This is a genomic window from Weizmannia sp. WK01 (assembly GCF_025905465.1).
Classification (GTDB): Bacteria; Bacillota; Bacilli; order Bacillales; family Bacillaceae_C; genus Weizmannia; species Weizmannia faecalis.
Map to the genome: position 1 here is coordinate 3,089,162 of NZ_CP109616.1, position 19,263 is coordinate 3,108,424.

General features: G+C 39.7%; 16 protein-coding genes and 3 pseudogenes. 7 read left to right on the forward strand and 12 right to left on the reverse strand.

The window, feature by feature from the left end:
• Positions 1 to 15: 15 nt before the first annotated feature.
• From OF158_RS14720 to OF158_RS17660, 3 genes and pseudogenes are all read right to left on the reverse strand, one after another.
• Positions 16 to 1,266, reverse strand: coding sequence for a restriction endonuclease subunit S (locus OF158_RS14720; protein ID WP_035183500.1), 1,251 nt, complete (start codon positions 1,264 to 1,266; stop codon positions 16 to 18).
• The gene (locus tag OF158_RS14725) at positions 1,266 to 3,830 is read right to left on the reverse strand and encodes a type I restriction-modification system subunit M (RefSeq protein WP_035183497.1); all 2,565 of its coding nucleotides are present in this window, start codon (positions 3,828 to 3,830) and stop codon (positions 1,266 to 1,268) included. The genes OF158_RS14720 and OF158_RS14725 overlap by 1 nt, the downstream gene beginning before the upstream one ends.
• Positions 3,831 to 3,958: 128 nt before the next feature.
• Positions 3,959 to 4,099, reverse strand: a pseudogene (locus OF158_RS17660) (type I restriction-modification system subunit M N-terminal domain-containing protein); the annotation flags it as partial.
• A gap of 443 nt (positions 4,100 to 4,542) precedes the next feature.
• Between OF158_RS17660 and OF158_RS14730 the strand changes: the two are divergent.
• The 4 genes from OF158_RS14730 to OF158_RS14745 all read left to right on the forward strand — a co-directional run bounded on the left by OF158_RS14730 (position 4,543) and on the right by OF158_RS14745 (position 6,494).
• Positions 4,543 to 4,953 (forward strand): immunity protein YezG family protein, encoded by a 411-nt coding sequence (locus OF158_RS14730; RefSeq protein WP_017551160.1) that lies wholly within the window; start codon positions 4,543 to 4,545, stop codon positions 4,951 to 4,953.
• An 84-nt stretch (positions 4,954 to 5,037) separates the two neighbouring features.
• The gene (locus OF158_RS14735; protein WP_225620922.1) at positions 5,038 to 5,604 is read left to right on the forward strand and encodes a YxiG family protein; all 567 of its coding nucleotides are present in this window, start codon (positions 5,038 to 5,040) and stop codon (positions 5,602 to 5,604) included.
• Between the two features lie 314 nt (positions 5,605 to 5,918).
• Positions 5,919 to 6,014 carry a DNA/RNA non-specific endonuclease gene (locus tag OF158_RS14740; RefSeq protein WP_235221900.1) on the forward strand — a complete coding sequence of 32 codons (96 nt, stop codon included), beginning with the start codon at positions 5,919 to 5,921 and terminating at the stop codon, positions 6,012 to 6,014.
• A gap of 123 nt (positions 6,015 to 6,137) precedes the next feature.
• Positions 6,138 to 6,494, forward strand: a complete 357-nt coding sequence (locus OF158_RS14745; protein ID WP_035183541.1) for an immunity protein YezG family protein — start codon at positions 6,138 to 6,140, stop codon at positions 6,492 to 6,494.
• 178 nt (positions 6,495 to 6,672) lie between these two features.
• Here the strand turns inward: OF158_RS14745 and OF158_RS14750 are convergent.
• From OF158_RS14750 to OF158_RS14790, 9 genes and pseudogenes are all read right to left on the reverse strand, one after another.
• A pseudogene (locus OF158_RS14750) lies at positions 6,673 to 7,674 on the reverse strand (IS1380-like element ISBco1 family transposase); the annotation flags it as partial.
• 196 nt (positions 7,675 to 7,870) lie between these two features.
• Positions 7,871 to 9,181, reverse strand: a complete 1,311-nt coding sequence (locus OF158_RS14755; protein ID WP_013858128.1) for a transposase — start codon at positions 9,179 to 9,181, stop codon at positions 7,871 to 7,873.
• 201 nt (positions 9,182 to 9,382) lie between these two features.
• Positions 9,383 to 9,703 (reverse strand): annotated as a pseudogene (locus tag OF158_RS14760) (transposase); the annotation flags it as partial.
• A 190-nt stretch (positions 9,704 to 9,893) separates the two neighbouring features.
• Complete coding sequence (locus tag OF158_RS14765; protein ID WP_043052461.1) at positions 9,894 to 11,414, reverse strand: IS5-like element ISBco3 family transposase; 1,521 nt, start codon at positions 11,412 to 11,414, stop codon at positions 9,894 to 9,896.
• Positions 11,415 to 11,946: 532 nt separating this feature from the next.
• The gene (locus OF158_RS14770) at positions 11,947 to 12,396 is read right to left on the reverse strand and encodes a hypothetical protein (protein ID WP_017551163.1); all 450 of its coding nucleotides are present in this window, start codon (positions 12,394 to 12,396) and stop codon (positions 11,947 to 11,949) included.
• 419 nt (positions 12,397 to 12,815) lie between these two features.
• On the reverse strand, positions 12,816 to 13,013 hold the full coding sequence (locus OF158_RS14775; RefSeq protein WP_017551165.1) for a hypothetical protein: 198 nt from the start codon (positions 13,011 to 13,013) through the stop codon (positions 12,816 to 12,818).
• Positions 13,014 to 13,222: 209 nt separating this feature from the next.
• Entirely contained in the window at positions 13,223 to 14,224 is a 1,002-nt protein-coding gene (locus tag OF158_RS14780) for a PLP-dependent cysteine synthase family protein (RefSeq protein ID WP_017551166.1), read from the reverse strand.
• 73 nt (positions 14,225 to 14,297) lie between these two features.
• Entirely contained in the window at positions 14,298 to 15,818 is a 1,521-nt protein-coding gene (locus OF158_RS14785; RefSeq protein ID WP_043052461.1) for an IS5-like element ISBco3 family transposase, read from the reverse strand.
• 382 nt (positions 15,819 to 16,200) lie between these two features.
• Positions 16,201 to 17,112 (reverse strand): LysR family transcriptional regulator, encoded by a 912-nt coding sequence (locus OF158_RS14790; protein ID WP_017551167.1) that lies wholly within the window; start codon positions 17,110 to 17,112, stop codon positions 16,201 to 16,203.
• Positions 17,113 to 17,300: 188 nt separating this feature from the next.
• Between OF158_RS14790 and ssuE the strand changes: the two genes are divergently transcribed.
• The 3 genes from ssuE to OF158_RS14805 are packed head-to-tail and all read left to right on the forward strand — an operon-like array spanning position 17,301 to position 19,233.
• A complete protein-coding gene (gene ssuE / locus OF158_RS14795; protein ID WP_035183483.1) occupies positions 17,301 to 17,855 on the forward strand; it encodes an NADPH-dependent FMN reductase in 555 nt (184 codons plus the stop codon).
• A gap of 14 nt (positions 17,856 to 17,869) precedes the next feature.
• Entirely contained in the window at positions 17,870 to 18,436 is a 567-nt protein-coding gene (locus OF158_RS14800) for a GNAT family N-acetyltransferase (RefSeq protein WP_035183480.1), read from the forward strand.
• Positions 18,433 to 19,233, forward strand: a complete 801-nt coding sequence (locus OF158_RS14805) for an amino acid ABC transporter substrate-binding protein (RefSeq protein WP_017551170.1) — start codon at positions 18,433 to 18,435, stop codon at positions 19,231 to 19,233. Before OF158_RS14800 ends, OF158_RS14805 begins: the two co-directional genes overlap by 4 nt.
• Positions 19,234 to 19,263 lie beyond the last annotated feature (30 nt).

Genomic DNA, 19,263 nt, shown 5'->3' on the forward strand with positions numbered 1-19,263 from the left:
AATTTCTCTCCCCCTTTATACAAACATCTCATTGAGGTATGCTTTTTTGATGTATTGTAGTTTTTCAAGCTTACGTTGATGAAGGGTGATGAGATTATCTAGTTTTAAAAAAAATGTGCCAATTTTTTCTTGTTCCTCAATACTTGTGTATGGTATTACAACATCTGAAACGATTTGTTTATTCAAACCACCACGAGTTCCGTCACCTGATGAGATCACTCGCAATTCATCATATCGTTTAATTAAGTTCTGAAATATAAACTCATAATGTAAAGTTTTATCAGGAACAATGGCAGCGATAGATTGATTGGTTGTCAAAGGAATGTTGTTAATAGCAACAGTTCCACGAGTCTTTCCCTGTCCTGCCAAAGCAATCAAAACTGAATGTTCTTTAACCCATCTTGTACTCGAGTTATTTAAACCTTCTTCAGAAATCATATTATCTGTTTCATCTATTCGTCTTTTATTAACTTCTCCTGATGACATCCACGGTATTTCCTTTGGCTCCCAATATTCAAGTATTGAAGTGTTTGGAGTGCCACCAGTCAAAATTTCAGCGTGATCTCCTAACCGTCGATGTTCCCAAGCTTGCGTAAATCCTGCAAATCTCCGTTTTGGCACACGCTCGCCTTCAGCAGGGAACATTTCAGAAAGATAAGCTGATTTTAATGCTTTCATTTTTTCTAACTTACGCTGATGAAGGGTGATGAGGTTCTCTAACTCCTTGTAAAAAGCCCCAACTTTCTTCTGTTCTTCAAGGGTTGGAACAGATACAAGCATATCCATAACCTTGTTTTTTGAAATGTTGTAGCGTGAAATACCTTGAGCTAAGAACATAAATTTTTTACGAACAACTGGTGAACGCAACATAAACGCTAAATAGTAGGGGTCAAATTCAACTGTTGGTCTGTACCCAAAACAAAAACTATTTAGATAGACGTTTTCAGTATTTTCAAGCCATACAGACGACATCCCGACTTCTTCAGGTGTTTCTGATGACGTTGTAAAAAATACATCTCCATATTTCACTTCTTTTTGTTTACTATCAATTTCAACGCTTTCAGTACCATATGGGTCAGAAATTGGATTGCTAAATACATTTATATACGTGACAAATTTTGCGTCACCGTGCCCGAAATCTTCTTTGGTTTTTCCAGATAAACCTGTGAACGTATCCCCCATTTCCCCAAGTTTCCGCTGTTCCCAAGCGGAAGTATTTTGAAATTCCTTAAATCGCCTTTTTGGCACCAATTTTGTTTGTTCCATTATTCTTCCACCACCAATTCACTCATCATGGCTTCAAGTGTTGATTCTGAGTCTCGAATTTCTTCATCAATTGCTGACAAGGTATCAGCATAGCGATTGTGTAGCATTTGCAATGTATCCAACTCTTTTTTTATCGGTTTCCATTCCAAACCAACTATGGCATCCACCATATTGCCGAACCATTTTTCATACATCAGGTTGTCGATTTCTTCGTTTGTCAAAGTCAAGATACATTCTTGCACGGATTCTTTGAGTGCTTTTTCATCCGCTTTCACGGCTTTGTTAAGCGCTGATTTATCTGCAAATAATTTTTCAACTTTTTTCAGTAGATCATATTCAACGGTTTCCTTGCTTGCCTTTTTTAACGCAGCCTTGATTGATTTGCTTTCAAAAGCCTCACCTGCTTCATTCAAGCATTCGCCTAGAGCATTGGCTTCATCGCTATCTTCCTCTTTCGCAGCCTCAACCAATTCAGATAGCTTCGTTTCAATCTCCTGAATGCGGGCTTTCTTTGATTCAATTTCTTTTCGTTCATCACTGTATAAATTTTTTGCAATCAACTCATTTGGTACAATACTGCCAACCCAGCCGTCTTGTTCTTCACGTTTTTTATTTCCGGATCCTTTCGTTACCATATTGGGCTCACGCGTGCGACCAGCTGTATAGAAACCACTTGATTTAATGATTTCCGCATCATGTGCCAGTGTATTTTTCCATATCTCCGCCACAATTTGGTAGCCGTCATACACATCAATATATTGGAAGGATGAAAGAATCTGCTTGATCTCAACCAGCATTTCGTCCATTAACTGCGTCAAGCTACTGCTTTTGTCAACATTTCGCAAAACGTCCCAGTATTTATCGATATAGTTTTTTGTTTTGCTTTCGATTTCTTTTGATATTTCAACAATGCGAGCATCACTCAATACATCATTAGAAATTTCCTCAACGGGTTTTAACAGTTCGACATATCCTTCACGAATTTCTTTTAATGATCGTTTCAAAACATCTGGCACGGTAGACTGTAGAACCTTTAAATCGTCGATATTCCTTTGAGGAATCCCGCCAAGTAGGTGAGCATCCACATCGTGCGGAATTTCTTCTTCATTTACTTGGATATAGCGAGGAATGTTCATGTTATACTCATTTTCCATTATTTCCTCGCGTGTCGCTAGGTGACTGTACCCTTCCTCTTCTCTTCGTTCAACATATGTATCCACAATTTTTGCAATGTCCTTTTCTTGCAGGACATTTTGTTTTCCAACTTTAATAAAGCTATGAGATGCGTCAATGATTAAAACAGGATCGTCAAATTTTCGGTTCTTCTTCAAGATGATGACAACGACTGGAATCCCTGTATTGGTAAATAGATTACTTGGCAAGCCGATAATGGCATCAATGTAATTTTTTTGAAGCAATCGTTTGCGAATTTCGCCTTCTGCTGAACCACGAAATAGCACCCCATGAGGCAAGACAATCGCCATCGTCCCGTTTTGTCCTAAGTGGAATAATCCATGTAATAGGAAAGCAAAATCCCCTTTAGAATCTGGTGGCAACACTCCAGCAACTTCAAAACGAGGGTCGCTGACTTTTAACCCTGATCTGTTCCAATTTTTCGCTGAATATGGCGGGTTCATCACCACTGCATCAAATTGCACGCCTTCATTCGGACGTTCTGGATCTTCTGGCCAGTCTTGGGAAAGTGTATCACCGTTTTTAATGGTCATTTTATCTGGCCGAACATCGTGCAGCAATAAATTCATACGGGTTAGGTTATAGGTTGCTGTGTTCTTTTCTTGCCCGTAATAGCTCAAATTCTTTTGTGCATCTTCATCTAAGTGCTTTCCAACTGTTAAAAGTAGCGAACCAGAACCAACAGTCGGGTCATAGATTGACTTGATATCTGATGTTCTCGCTACAATTTGTGCCATGACTTCGCTGACTTGTCGTGGCGTGTAGAATTCCCCAGCTTTCTTTCCTGACTCCATCGCAAACTGTCCGATGAGGTACTCATACGCATCACCCAGTACATCGCCTTTTTGCAATGCTACCATGTTCAAGTCTGCAAACAGCAAAATCAGTGCTTTAATATTTTTGCTCCGTTCGTTTAAATTGCTGCCTAAAGCCGTATCCGTTAAATCAAGCGTTGAACTTGAGAATAGTCCTTGAAAGTCATCCGAATCACCAGACACGGCAATCGTACGCTCAAAGTGATTCAAGCTATCTATTACTTTTTGGACTTCAAAATCACCCGAATTGATATCTTTTATCCAAGTCTGATAAAGATACTCAGGAGAGACATAATAACCGAGTACGTTTTGAATCATTTGCTCTAGCATTTCGCCGTATTCTGCTTTTGCCTTTGTGTATGCTTCCACCAGCTCAAACTCAGACATTTGCCCGATGCCACTGGCCACTTTGAACGTTTCCAATGTCTTATCGCTCAAAAACTTGTAGAACATTAATCCAAGCATATAATCTTTGTAACGGCTGGCATCCATTGAACCACGTAGTTCATTGGCCCCATCCCATAATCTACGTTTAATTTCTTCTGATGTAATCAAGTTGTATCCCCCATTGATTTTTTTATATTTTCCCTTAGTATTGCCTATATTTCCATTGCTGCTGTATAGGCGTTACGGTATTTGACAAAGTCTTGATCAGATTCCGTCAGTTCTTCCAATTTTCCCTAAAACGTGTCCAATATATATTTTAAAAAGAGTAGTCCCAAAACAACGTGCTTCTATTCAGCGGCGTCCATATTGGTACGTAGCTTGTTCGCTGCCGACCATCCTTTTTCTTCAAAGTTGATTACTGCGTGGCTTAAGCCCATTTTATGAGTCAGGTTGAATTTGCTTCTATTATATCAAATATATCAAAAATGGATTTCAATCAATGGGGAAAATTTTATTTTCACCTGTCTTTTCATTCGAAAAAACAATACCGAAAATCCCTTCTTTACCTACATTTGGAAAATATCTACTGAACAAACATAAATTTACCTATAAAAATACACACTTCCGCAATCTTCGTCCCCCCTTCTGCTTACCAACGTCACAAAATTGACAGCGTTATCACAATCCTTGATACTAGAAGTAAATCAATGACGAAAACAGTCGTGAAGACATATGGAAGAATGAAATTAGAGTCAAAAAGGCTGTTCATGTCATGAAGGAAACCATGAGCGATTGGTATCAGGTTTGAAAGGCCGGTCGATGAGCAAGCCAACAAGTTGGAAAAAGTTAGATTAAAAGATGATGCTGGGGGAGAAGAAAAATGAACACGGAAAACATGGAAAACATTTACCAAAACATAGCAAACGTTTTAAATGATATGCTACCTGAAGAATGGTCTAGGATTCTTCTATATGCAGAAATAAGGGAGGGGTATGCTCACATTTTCTTTTATTACTATCCGATAAATTCAAAAAAGCCTATTTACAGTTTAAAAATAGAAGAAAAATTTAATTTAGATATTCAAAGATACAGTGAGTTAGAAAACCAATTATATGATTATTGTGAGGAGTTATGGCATGAATTTGGCGTACAACAACAGGAAGAATGGACAAGTTTAACTTTCATTCTCGATAACAACGGAAAAATGAAAGTTCATTATCAATATAATGACTTATCAGAGATCGACCCAACCTCAAAAAGAAAACAATGGGAAGAAAAATACTTGCCATAAATTGAATTTTATAAGTTGTTCTTTTTAGTAAAGACTGCATATCAGTGCCAACAAGAAAATTATACTGGAAGGCCGAAGCAGCAATTGGGAAAACTTATTCAGGATGGCGTCATACCCACACTGGAAAAAATAAGGCAGATCATCCATGTCGATGCCAAAAGCGGTGCGAAGTTCTGCACTTTGAGGGAAACGAAAAAACTTTCGAATCTTATTTATCATATAAAGGAAAGTGATAATATGAAGAATAGATTATTCGATTTACTTAACGAAATGTGGGCTGCGATTATTGAAAGTTATGAATTTGACATCTTGAAAAACACTATTAGTTTCGAGTTAAAAACAATAGATAACGGTTATGAAAATAAGTATAAAGTGGTTTTTGAAGGAGTAACAGCATGGTATTTCGTTGAAAATACTGGTGATGAAAGACTTAATATAAAAGCTAATGTCGAGGAAGATGACTATTTAGAATTAACGTCAATTGACTTTTATATGGGGGGAATAGGAGAAATTAAACCCTCATCAATAAAAGAGGATTGGGTAAATCAATATTATTCTAATGCTAATTTTGCGTTGGAAATATGGGATGCATTATTATTAATTGAAGCAAACAGCATCATAATAAATGGAAATAAATATCCTGTAACCTGATTCGGTGAAGAAAATTTAACAAATGTTGGTAATATGTCGGTATTGCAAGCGTGCGGCGGAAACCGAGTCTTTGTATTTCACAGTTTAAACAGGCGATACATTCAATCCGATCAGCCAGACTGCTTTTTATTTCATATGATCCCGCTGTGGACATTGGCCGTTTACGCAGGCGCATCTTCTTTGTTTTTCAATTGCATCGCCATCAGCAATGCTAAACAAAAAACCTACACACAAAGAATCGACCGCGGTGATGATAGACTTGCAATGACGATGGCGGGCTTTTCATTGCCAGTATTTTTGAAGGCTCCGGAGAGATTAATAATTTAGTGCCAATGGATGCCAGACTGAATCGTAGTGAATACAAAACACTAGAAAACAGCTCTGGCAAAGGAGCAAATTGTAGAAGTTAGAATTAAACCGATATAGAAAGGTGACGCTCTCAGGCCACACAGATTTGAAATAGAATATAAAATGAATGGAAGGAAAGATAAGGCCAGCTTAATACACTATACAGAGACCAGGAGTAAATAATGATGGAAACTTCAAATATGGAAACCATTTATCAACACATAGCTTACATTTTAAACGCTATGATACCAGAGGATTGGGAGAAAGTTTTATTATACGCAGAAATGAGAGAAGGATATGGACAAGTGTTTTTTTATTTTTATCCATTAGGTTCCAACATCCCTGTTTATAGTCTGGATATCGTGGATCAGTATATTGTAGATTCCCGAAACTTTGGAAGCTTAGAAGATCAATTATTTGATTGCTGTGAACAATTATGGAATGAGTTTCATCAACAAGAACAAGAGCAGTGGACCTGTTTCACCTATATTCTCAAGCATACCGGGGAAATGAAAATACAATATAACCTGAAATATTCATAGCTACAAATCCCATTTGATAAATTTTGTTAAATTAGTTGAAAATAACGGTATTTAATTAAGAACCGTAGCCAATTCATAAAATAACTGAATTTTCAATAGAACAACTCTGGTATTTTGGGCATACTTGCCCCTTGACTGAAAAATTTATTTTTTTCAGTTATGAGAAGTATTCTATTGGTCATTCCAATTGTAGCTTTTGAATTCGATTCAGTACATCCCAAAAGAAATTTTGATACACAAAACTCGATGATAGTTTGAAGTAAAGGGATCTGCCTGATTTCACGACTTTACTTGCCGCTTTAATTAACCGAGTACGTATCGTATCAATTTGCATAGTTTTTTGACCTTCCGGAAAACAAAGAGTTCGTAACCAATTGGTCAAATTATATGCAAGAAGTGTTAACATCATTTTTACTTCGTTCACTAGAAAAGCGTGGCTATTCATATGATCAAAGTAAAAGCCATTTTTTGCTTCTTTGATATAGTTTTCCATCGTCCCTCTTTTTTGATAAGCTCGGACGATATCTTGAGGAAAAGCTAATTCAAAGTTAGTAACAAAAAAGGAATGGGTAAAGAACAGCTCACCTGCAGGACGTACCGATTGAATAATCACCCTTCTTGGTTTTGACCATGATTTTGCTTGGTAAATCGTTTCTTCATAATAGGTTTCCGTCTTGGAAACATCTAAAGGTGCGGAAGAAGGATGGTATTCCTTCGCTAAACTTTGTAGTTGTGAATTCGATTTCAACCGAATAATATACAAAACAGATTCTTCTTCACACAGATCGTATAATCCCGGAACAGCAAACCCGCTATCTCCACGAAGAAACAGGGTAGTTTCCGGAAACATTTCGTTATAATGTTTAATGAGAGGCCGAATAAATTCCACCACACCATTTGATGTATAAACATTTCCGGGACGGAGTTGTGCTTTCAAAAAGTCACCAGTCGCACCATCAAAGGCGACTAATGGATGAAAACCCATCGTGCCATAATGAGTATTATATGACGAAGATTCTTGGTCCCCATATGTATCCGAATGAGTCGAATCCAAGTCGATAAATAACTCTTTCGATTGTCGAAAACAATGAATCTTATCAAGCATTTCTTGGTTAGCCAGATTTAATTGTTCAATTGAATCTTTATCAAATCGTGTATAAAAGCGAGACAAACTGGGCTGCAGTTCTGAAGAGTAAATTCATCAATTTTTAGATGTTTTATGATAAAATGACTTATCCACATTTAGAAAATTTTTCCATCTATTTTTTCTGCTTTCAAAGTCAAAAAGAGCCGAATTTGCAAATTTCTTTTTTAAAATTGTGGATAACTTCAAAAAAACCTTTTTTTACATCACATCCTTTGCTATAATATAACCATTAAGTAAACCTTACTTGTATTGGCTTACTTAAATGGGTGAAATCCTCGTCTGTTAAAATGCGTGTCCGAAACGATTCCAACAGATTTGAGGATTTTTCTTTTGCCGTTTTTTTGAGTGCTTTTAAGATTGACGAACCTTTTTCAAACAGCTGTCTAATAATATCTGTTATTTGAACTAATAAATAATGATTTTTCATGGCTGTGTAGTTTTGGCTATTGGCATGTTCTATATTGTAACGATTATTTTTTTGTTCGTTAAATCCTTGATTTTCAATCTTCCAGCGGCTTCTTCCTGCAGCGATGAGTCGTTCCACGTTCTTTTTCGTGATTTTAATATCCGTTATAAATACATACTCTTTCGATTTCCCATCCTCTGTTTTCATTGTGGCCTCCATCAGATTGACCGTTCTGTCTTTGTAGGCAATATCATTCACCCAAACTAATGAATTCTGATCCTTACTTTGTTCCAGCTCTTTTATTGCCTTAAACTCCGTCGAGATACTTTTAATTCTCCCTTCCTTAAATCTGCATATATATTTCCATTTGTGCGCCCTGCACAGATTAAATACCGTTTCACATGCATAGAGACTATCTCCCAAGATACAAATCGGTAGTCTTTTAAATATTTTTTTTATTTTCTTTGCCAGCCTGTCGAAGGCTTTTAATTCACAATCTTGCTTAGAAACATTTTCTGATTCATTTTCGATAAATTCGGAGGCAATACTGAAGACCATATCCCCCACGACAAGCTTGGCTTCAAGTACATGGTGCATATAAAGTACGTTCGTTTCTCCTGTTTCTTTATTTGTATATGCCCGTCTCAGGCAGTGTTTACAATGTTTCTCATGAAAGGTGTGTAATCCAGTTCCATCAATGATGACACCCCAGTACTTTCCTTCAATTCGATAAGACTCGAGAGACCTTTTTTTCAATAATTCTTTAATCATATACGTTCTAATTTTTTCTAATTCATTTACATCTAAGCCAGATAAAAAGTCGTTAATTGTATCATAATGTGGAAGTTCTTCAAGAGAATCTAAGCCTAACACCTTCCCTACATTTTTAATACATTCTTCTTTATTAAAACTCTCACTCATGTTTCTCATGGATTTTAGGCCGGTCATATTTTTCAACATCATCGTAAATAAAAGGACCTCTGGACCATAAGTGATATAGCTTTGATGTCGGTGGTCTGCTACCTTTTTTAGGTTATTCATCAGGTCTTTGAAAAAATGCTTCTGAATTTTAAGGAACTCGAAAAAATAATTTGCTTCTTTTTCACGATTTCTTTTTTCTTTTCTAGTAACCAAAATAAAAACCCCCTCAAAACAGCCAAGTTTAATTAGGGCTTGCTGAACGAATCAAATTTTAGCTTGTATTCGACTTGTCACTAAGCCATGCCAAAATATTCGTCCAGCAAGCTCTAATTATTTAAATTATTACATATTTAGCCGCATTTTTGGGGGGGAATAGTTAAATTATCACGAAAAATTTTTACTCCTCAGAGCTGAACTGGGCTGGGAAGCAAGTGTTGGAGTTTCAATGATTTCCTTAAACACAGGATCATGAGTCAACTGATCAGCCGCATCATCTTCCGCATACCCGGCAATGATTTGATAGACTTTTTGACGTAACAAGTTTTCATTTGAATGAAGATAATATTTCCTTGAATCGTTAAGTCTCAAGTACTTAACTAAAGTCTTTGAAAAACCAATTTTTTCATCGAATTCTCTAAAAAGAAACTCACCTGTATCGGAGGAAAGAGAACCTCCATCATTTGACAATTTAATTTTATGATTGAAATCAAGTGTTTTTTGCGTTAAAGTAACCATATAAAGAGTCCTTTCTGTTTGGTTTTTGTTTTGGTTACTTTAACTTTAACAGAAATGGATTCTTTTTTCATTTTTTTAATGAATTACAATAAAGCCGAAAAGGCTTGGTAATCCATAAGTTATAATAAGTTTCTGAATTTCTGTGAATAATTCAGGTATAATTAGGGCTTGCTGAACGAATCAGATTCTGTCAGATACAAGCCAAATTACGGTTATTAAAATATAAAATAGTGTTGTACAAAAATTTCAAAAAAAGAACCCTGAGCTTCCGCTCCAGATTCATTATAAGGAATTGAAGGGCTACTACTGTTTCACTGGTCTCCTGAAGGCGTGCTCGAATAAGGCCTAGCCCATACTTGCGCTTGCCTTCGCCAAATTTGCTTTCAACGGCATTACGTTCGGAGGCATCCTGCCTTGCCACGCGTTCTAAGGTTTTGTCTTCCGTTTTGGATGGGCGTCCCAACCTTGGCCCACTCAGACGAATGCCAAGAGATTTACAGTATGCTAGGTTGTCACGGTTTCGGTAGATTTTATCTGCTAAAATCGCTTCTGGATAAAATCCGAACCGGTTGTAGTAGTTCTCAATAGATTCTCTAAGGGTGATCCCTTCATTGTAATTTTCCCAGTCGAGTTGCTCAATCAAGGCATAGCCATCTACAACGCTAATGGCGACTTTTGAGCCGAATTCCACGTTCGCTTTTGCCTTGCCACGCACAATTGGACGGACATGCGGCTGGGAAATGCTCACAATCCGGTGGTCAATCCGATGTGTTTTCTTTTTGTACATTTCTGCCTGTTGGCGGTAAAGTTCATGAATCACGAGGAGTTGTCGGTATTCATCTTTGCTCAAAAGAGACAGGGAGCTTTGGGAAATGAGATTTCCAATGATCTCCAGATTCCGTTTCACATATCCAAGTTGTTTGCCGACAGCTTTCCGGATTTTCCGGGCTCCAGCTTTGCGTTGCTTAGCGACAGAAAGATAGTCCCTGCGGGCTCTTTTTCTGTAGGTCCGTGGCTTTGGTAATTTTCCTTTGTGCGGTTCATGCAGTACATCAATGATATGTTCCAGTTTCTCACGGGCTTCGTTCAAAAGCCCCAGATCAGTAGGGTAAGCAATATCAGCCGGTGCACAGGTTGCGTCCAGAATGAGCTTTCCTTTGTTCTTCGTTTTAGGAGAAGCCGATCCAGTTGAATTCTCTTCCGAAGCAGGACCGGAAGGTTGATGATCACCACTACTATGATCGTCATCATCATGGTGATCATCATCGTTGTCATTTTCCTTAGATGCTTCTTCCGATTGGCGTTCTTGTTCTTCCAGAACAATCCATTCATTCAGTTCATTGATGATGTTTGCACCCAAACGTTTTCTAAAACGAGTCATCAGAGAATGATCGAATGGGGCTTTTTCCTGGAATTCAGGCAACCCGATAAAATACTGAAGATACGGGTTTTCCGTGATCTGTTCGACTGTTTCCCGGTCAGATAGCCCAAGCCGTTCTTTGATATAGAGAGCCCCAAGAGCAACTCTGACAGAATAAGCCTTTTCACCTTTGAACTTTTTCTTGAAGGACTTGGCATACTTTTCTTCAGCCTTCCACCAAGGGATTAATTCAGCAAGACGGACCCAGCGATTTTCTTTATTTAATTTTCCACCGAATGGTAGAAAAAAATCTTCTACAAAAGTTAATTGATGTTCAGTCTTTTTGTACATCGTAACGGCCTCCAAGTGCAAGGTTTTTTACACGTTTCCTATAAAATCCTTACACTTTATATTCGACAAAAGTGGCCAAAATCCTTGTCAAATCTGGAATTTTTGTTTATTCAGCAAGCCCTAATTATGATGATGACCTTTCCCAACTAGATCCAACTACAAAACGGGAACGTTGGGAAGAAAAATATTTAACCTGAAGGAGTTGGTTGGACTGTGGCAGGAACCATATTGATGTCTTCAAAGTTGATTGCTGCGTGCTATTAAGCCCTCTTTATGAGTCAGAATTTGCTTCTATGTATATCAAAAATGGATTTCAATCAATGAAAAAATTTTATTTTCACCTGCATTTTCATTTGAAAAAACAATACCGAAAATCCCTTCTTTACCTTTCCAGATCTGTGGTTTTCATATATTCCAATTTGAAGTCCATCAACTCAACCCCTTGAAGACATCATAAAGTCATTTATCTTTTTTCTCAAATTTCCCGATTAATTATTAATTTTGATGCCCTTTCCCAACTATAAATTAATACTTAATCCTGCGACAAATAGTTAAACTTTTCGTTAGTCAAGGAACTAAAATCTATGTTATCGTTAACTCCTTTAAGAAAAGGCTTAATATAATCAACAATAGGCACCATATCAAACGGATAATCATATGTAGGTTCTTTGTCTGAGACGATGATATCCATAAAAAATGAACAATCAGGCTTTGTTTCAATTAAACCAGAAACAAATAAATGAACTTCCTCCTTGAATTGCTCACTCTGCTCTTCCCTCGTAATAATAATCACTTTAATGAAATTCGATGCACTTTCAAATTCTTCTTCCTCTTCCACTTTTGAAATAATTGGATTATCAGTAAATTTAGAAGGTTTTCTTGTATCAATAATTAAGATATATCCTAGAGAATCCCCGCAATACGCCTGATATATTTCATAAAACTCAACATCTCTTGTATTTAAGAGCCTGACATAATGCATGAATACATTGCCTCCCTATTCTCATATCATAAAGAATTATGTACGTAAAATTCTTACTTGCCTTCAAAACCGTAACAGGACCTTGGCATTTGAATGTGGTTTTTTGAAGGTTAATTGGACGGGCTTTCCAATGTAAAATCAAGGTGAAAAACATTCAGACCAATGGACCGTCTCTTCAATGTCGGAATGGCCGCAGTCATCATGGCAGCATCTCCTCTTTTTCTGATCATAGCACTCTGAACGAAAATCTCAAACCATCTGGCCATGAAAAATCCTTGAACCGAAACCAGCTCTCAGGCTCGGGCCAGAATATTCCCGGCAAAAAAATAGCAAGGGCGCACTTATACACCTACTTTTGACGGCTGGAACATCAAACCCCAAAAGAAAAGCCCTCACTCCTAAAGAGTGAAGACCCGTTTTCAATGCATGCCTTTCCATTCTCCCTGGTTTTTGGATGATTTCATCTTTTTTGCTTTTTCTTTGTGCATACGGTTGGCCGCCGCGCTGCCTGCCCCATCGCCCAGCTGCTGCAATTCCCTTGAATACTCGGAATCAGTCCTAGCCGAGTCAAAGCCTTCTTTGTTCTTTTGTTCCGCATCATGCTTCCGTTTTGGCATGTTCATCCCTCCTTGCCTTTAGTATGGGAATTGAAAAAACAAATATGCGAAAGATGAACATTGCGGAAGCAGCGGTTTACTTTTTCTGCCGCGACAGGAATGTTTTCTCGCCGAAGATCTCAGACAGCATATAGCAAATGGTGTGATGATAAAGAATGCCGCATGCATCAATGAGAAATTTTGCAACAGGCTGTATTACGTTTCGAAAATTAATCAAACAAATCTGTCGATAAATATCTCAGCCCGGTATCCGGCAGAATGGCAACAATGCGCTTTCCTTTATTTTCCGGGCGCCTCGCCAGCTGTGTTGCGGCAAAAATGGCTGCCCCTGAGGAAGTGCCAACCAAAATGCCATCTGATTTTGCGACAGTCCTCGCCGCTTCATATGCTTCGAATGTCTCTACCTCGATCACTTCATCAATGACTTCCATATGGACATTTACCGGTACCCGCTTTTCCTCTACATCAGAAAACCTGTGCACACCTGTAATTTCTTCAATATCGGGATTTTCCAAAGTCGCGATGGAAGCCACCCCCGGCTCCACTCCGACAATTTTGACACACGGATTTTTCGATTTTAAATAAGCTCCCGTGCCGCTGATGGTGCCGCCTGTTCCTATGGCTGCCACAAGAATATCAATATCTCCCCCTGTGTCTTCCCAAATTTCCGGGCCGGTTGTTTCCCAATGAATCCTTGGATTTGCTTCATTTTCAAGCTGATTCAGAAATACGGCATTTTCCTCTTGGTCCACCACCACTTTTTGAAAAACTTTCGTGACCTCAACAAAATCACCCTCCGTTTTCTCAATGGCTTCGGCAACTTCTGGTACTTCTGAAAAGGGGATAACTTCTGTTCCGTACGCTTTCACCACTTTTGTCCTTTCCTCACTCACCCCATCCTGCATGTAAATTCTAAGTTTATACCCTTTTGAAGCTGCAATAGCTGCCAATCCGATACCCGTATTGCCGCTTGTTGTTTCAAGGATCGTCGCCCCCTCTTCTAAAAATCCTTTTTTCTCCGCATCCTCGATCATCGCTTTTGCAATCCTGTCTTTAATGCTGTTTGCGGGATTAAGATACTCAAGCTTGCAAACAATCTCGGCTTCCAGCTGTTTTTCCTGTTCATAATTGGTAATCTCCAACAAAGGCGTCCGTCCAACAAGCTCTGTGATTGATTTTTTAATATTCCCCTTGATAACGGCTTCACTCATTTTGTTTTCCTCCATTTCAAGTCTTTTGTCCAACCCGGCAGTAAATAGGGCTTGCTGAACGAATCAGATTCTGTCAGATACAAGCCAAATTACGGTTATTAAAATATAAAATAGTGTTGTACAAAAATTTCAAAAAAAGAACCCTGAGCTTCCGCTCCAGATTCATTATAAGGAATTGAAGGGCTACTACTGTTTCACTGGTCTCCTGAAGGCGTGCTCGAATAAGGCCTAGCCCATACTTGCGCTTGCCTTCGCCAAATTTGCTTTCAACGGCATTACGTTCGGAGGCATCCTGCCTTGCCACGCGTTCTAAGGTTTTGTCTTCCGTTTTGGATGGGCGTCCCAACCTTGGCCCACTCAGACGAATGCCAAGAGATTTACAGTATGCTAGGTTGTCACGGTTTCGGTAGATTTTATCTGCTAAAATCGCTTCTGGATAAAATCCGAACCGGTTGTAGTAGTTCTCAATAGATTCTCTAAGGGTGATCCCTTCATTGTAATTTTCCCAGTCGAGTTGCTCAATCAAGGCATAGCCATCTACAACGCTAATGGCGACTTTTGAGCCGAATTCCACGTTCGCTTTTGCCTTGCCACGCACAATTGGACGGACATGCGGCTGGGAAATGCTCACAATCCGGTGGTCAATCCGATGTGTTTTCTTTTTGTACATTTCTGCCTGTTGGCGGTAAAGTTCATGAATCACGAGGAGTTGTCGGTATTCATCTTTGCTCAAAAGAGACAGGGAGCTTTGGGAAATGAGATTTCCAATGATCTCCAGATTCCGTTTCACATATCCAAGTTGTTTGCCGACAGCTTTCCGGATTTTCCGGGCTCCAGCTTTGCGTTGCTTAGCGACAGAAAGATAGTCCCTGCGGGCTCTTTTTCTGTAGGTCCGTGGCTTTGGTAATTTTCCTTTGTGCGGTTCATGCAGTACATCAATGATATGTTCCAGTTTCTCACGGGCTTCGTTCAAAAGCCCCAGATCAGTAGGGTAAGCAATATCAGCCGGTGCACAGGTTGCGTCCAGAATGAGCTTTCCTTTGTTCTTCGTTTTAGGAGAAGCCGATCCAGTTGAATTCTCTTCCGAAGCAGGACCGGAAGGTTGATGATCACCACTACTATGATCGTCATCATCATGGTGATCATCATCGTTGTCATTTTCCTTAGATGCTTCTTCCGATTGGCGTTCTTGTTCTTCCAGAACAATCCATTCATTCAGTTCATTGATGATGTTTGCACCCAAACGTTTTCTAAAACGAGTCATCAGAGAATGATCGAATGGGGCTTTTTCCTGGAATTCAGGCAACCCGATAAAATACTGAAGATACGGGTTTTCCGTGATCTGTTCGACTGTTTCCCGGTCAGATAGCCCAAGCCGTTCTTTGATATAGAGAGCCCCAAGAGCAACTCTGACAGAATAAGCCTTTTCACCTTTGAACTTTTTCTTGAAGGACTTGGCATACTTTTCTTCAGCCTTCCACCAAGGGATTAATTCAGCAAGACGGACCCAGCGATTTTCTTTATTTAATTTTCCACCGAATGGTAGAAAAAAATCTTCTACAAAAGTTAATTGATGTTCAGTCTTTTTGTACATCGTAACGGCCTCCAAGTGCAAGGTTTTTTACACGTTTCCTATAAAATCCTTACACTTTATATTCGACAAAAGTGGCCAAAATCCTTGTCAAATCTGGAATTTTTGTTTATTCAGCAAGCCCTAAATACAAAACAAAATCCGCTTTGAGCATATTTTGAAGCCGGGATAGCAGGATAAATTGGATTCATAAAAAAAAGAGATGCTAATACCCAAATAGCGCGTTGGGTCTTTAGCATCTCCGGTGGTCCGGTCGATTTCCTATTTTTCTGATCTATATGATAGGTTATTATGATGGATCATTGTATCGCCGTCAATAGGCTATCCATAAAAATATTTTTATCATTCCGATAAAAAAGCATAATATTTGTCCTGTTTCACCCCGTTATCTTGCTGTCCCTTCCGATTCAGTCGGAAAATGGAAAAATGAATGCTGGATTTCCGTCATCAAATCTTTTACAATTTGCGACAGCCCCTGTTGCTTTTCATTTAACAATATCCCGATCGGCGGATGGATTTCGACGTCTGTAATCCGAATCACTTTTGTGCCGCTGACGGTGTACAGGGTGGCGGTTTTCGTTAAGATGGAAATGCCAATGTTTTGCTGGACATAAAATTTATGGGCGGAACTGCTTGTCACCGTCATTTTTTTATAATCATTTCCGATTTTCCGGTGCAATGCCTGCTCAATCTGAATTCGGATCGGGCAGTTGACCGGCGTAAAAATCAGCCGTTCGCCGCGCAAATCTGCCAGCGAAACGGCTGCGCGCTTTGCCAGCGGATGGGCTGCCCCTACAAGCAGTACCAGTTCATCTGAATAAAAAGGATCATAGTAATTTTCAAGCTTTATTTCCGGTTCGCCGCAAACTGCAAAATCAATCTCCCCCTTTTCAAGCCGCTGGCTGCATCCGTTCGCATCATCCACATACACATCCACTGAAACTTCGGGATGGCGATTCAAAAAATCCGCCAAAACAGCTGGGAATTTCAGGCTCGCAAACGGTTCTGAGATGCCAATGCGGATAAAATCCCTTGCACCGGCCCGCAATTGAGACATTTCAGCATCCAGCGCCTCGTAATCCTGCAGCAATTGTTTTGACTGGTTGTAGAAAATCCTGCCTGCACTCGTTAATTTGAGTGTCTTCCCCCGTTCAAATAATTTTACCCCGAGATCCTTTTCCAATTGTTTGATCCGGAAAGTGATCGCAGGCTGGGAATAGTTCAATTCCTCTGCGGCCTTTTGAAAACCGCCAAGTGCCACAACATAATGAAACGTTTGGATCGCGCGGATTTCCAACCTGATCCCCCTCCTTCTGGTAATTTCTATTATTCTTACCATTTTACTATGAATTCAGCCGATTGCAACTATAAATTTTCTTTATACAAAAACAAAATTTTTTCAATTCGCCAAACATAAAAAAATCAGTTACAATAAAGCCAATCAATTCCTACTAACGTTATAGGAATAGTAAATGGAGGGGTTTGATGAAGAAAATTGCTTTGATTTCGGGATCTTATTCTCTCACATCCCGGCTAAACGGGCTGGCGGCGTATGCACAATCCTATTTTGGCTCACGTGCCCGCCTCGATGTGATCCACGTCCATCAATTGCCTGCCGGTGCATTGATTTCGGCAGATTACAAGGATCGGAAAATTACAGAGGCCAACAAACTTGTTGCAGAAAGCGACGGAGTGATCGTCACAACACCGATTTTTAAAGCATCTTTTTCCGGCATTTTAAAAACCTATCTGGATTTGCTGCCGCAGCACGCCCTTGATGGAAAAGTGGTGCTGCCGCTGGCTTTGGGCGGCTCACCGGCACATGTGCTGGCCATCAAATATGCTTTGGAACCTGTCCTTTCAGAACTGGGTGCACAGCACATCATACAAGGCGCCTATACCATCGACCATCAAGTGAAACGTGCCGACAATGGGCGCTTTGAAATGGAAAGAGAAGCTGCCAGGCGGTTGGAAAGAGCACTCCGCCAATTTGAAGAAAATTTGCAAAGACTGGAAGCATCACCAGTCATTTCTCATTAAAAAGGGGTGGAAAAATGGGAGAAGAAATCATTCGGCTTGCGACATTGAACGATGTCGTTCCGTTTCACGAGCTGATCAAAAAATCATTTCAATCCATAAAAGACTTAGGCATTACATGGCCGTCCACCAGAGCGGACCATACGATGATCGCAGAAAATATTCAAAATAACGCTGCCTATGTGCTGGAAAAAGACGGGAAACTGATTTCCACTATTACCATACGTTTCCCATGGGAAGGGGAAGAACCCATCTCCCAATACCCGTTTGTATGGTGGTTTGGAACCGATCCGGCATATGCCAACAAGGGGTACGGGAACCGGTTGCTGACGTATGTAGAAGAAGTGATTTTGCGTGGGACATTAAAAGCGCCGGCCGTCACGCTCGGAACCTCGGCGCGCAAGCACCCATGGCTGTTGGAAATGTATAAACGGAAAGGATACTACCCTTGCCGGTACCAGGAATCAGAGGACGGGGATCTTAGCGCGCTGCTTTGCAAAATTTTAATCCCTGAATTATTTAATGAAAAAGTGCTCGGATATTCACTCGAGCAGCCGGTATTTATCGCCGGAGGGCAAGTATGAGAAAGCGATGGTTTTTTGTCATTTTTTCCGTCTTGCTTATCGCAGCATCCGGCTGCTCGGCCACTTCCGGCACTGCAAAATCAGGCCCGAAAACAGTCATTGTCGGAACAGGCACACAGTTTCCAAACATTTGCTTTCTGGATCAAAAAGGGCATTTGACAGGCTACGACGTTGAAGTGGTCCGCGCCATTGACAAGAAGCTGCCGCAATACAACTTTAAATTCAAAACAATGGAGTTTTCCAATTTACTCACAAGTCTGGCCGCCAAGAAAATCGATATGGTCGCGCACAATATGGCAAAAAATGCAGAACGGGAAAAACAGTTTACATTCAATAAAATTCCTTATAATTATTCGCCGATGTACATTACGGTTTTAAAGAACAACCAGTCCATCCATTCCTTGAAGGATTTATACGGCAAAAAAGTGATCGTTGGTGCCACTTCAAATGCTGCGGATTACATCACCCAATATAACAAAGAACATGGCAATCCGATCAAGCTCGTCTATGCCGGACAGGGAAGCAATGACCCGGCACACCAGTTAAGCACAGGAAGGGCCGATGCCACGGTCGCAGCGCCTTTTGCCGTAAAGTTTCAAAACGAGACGAGTTCTATTAAGGAAAAAACGGTCGGAAACGTGCTGCTCGACACAAAAGTATATTTTATTTTCGGGAAAGGCAATACCGAATTAAGCCGCGCCGTTGATAAAGCCATCAAAGAACTGGAAAAAGACGGGACATTGAAAAAGCTGAGCAAAAAATGGCTTGGCGGAGATTACTCCAAATCAAGCTTTTAATACGGGGGAGAATACATGAAAAAGAGAAAG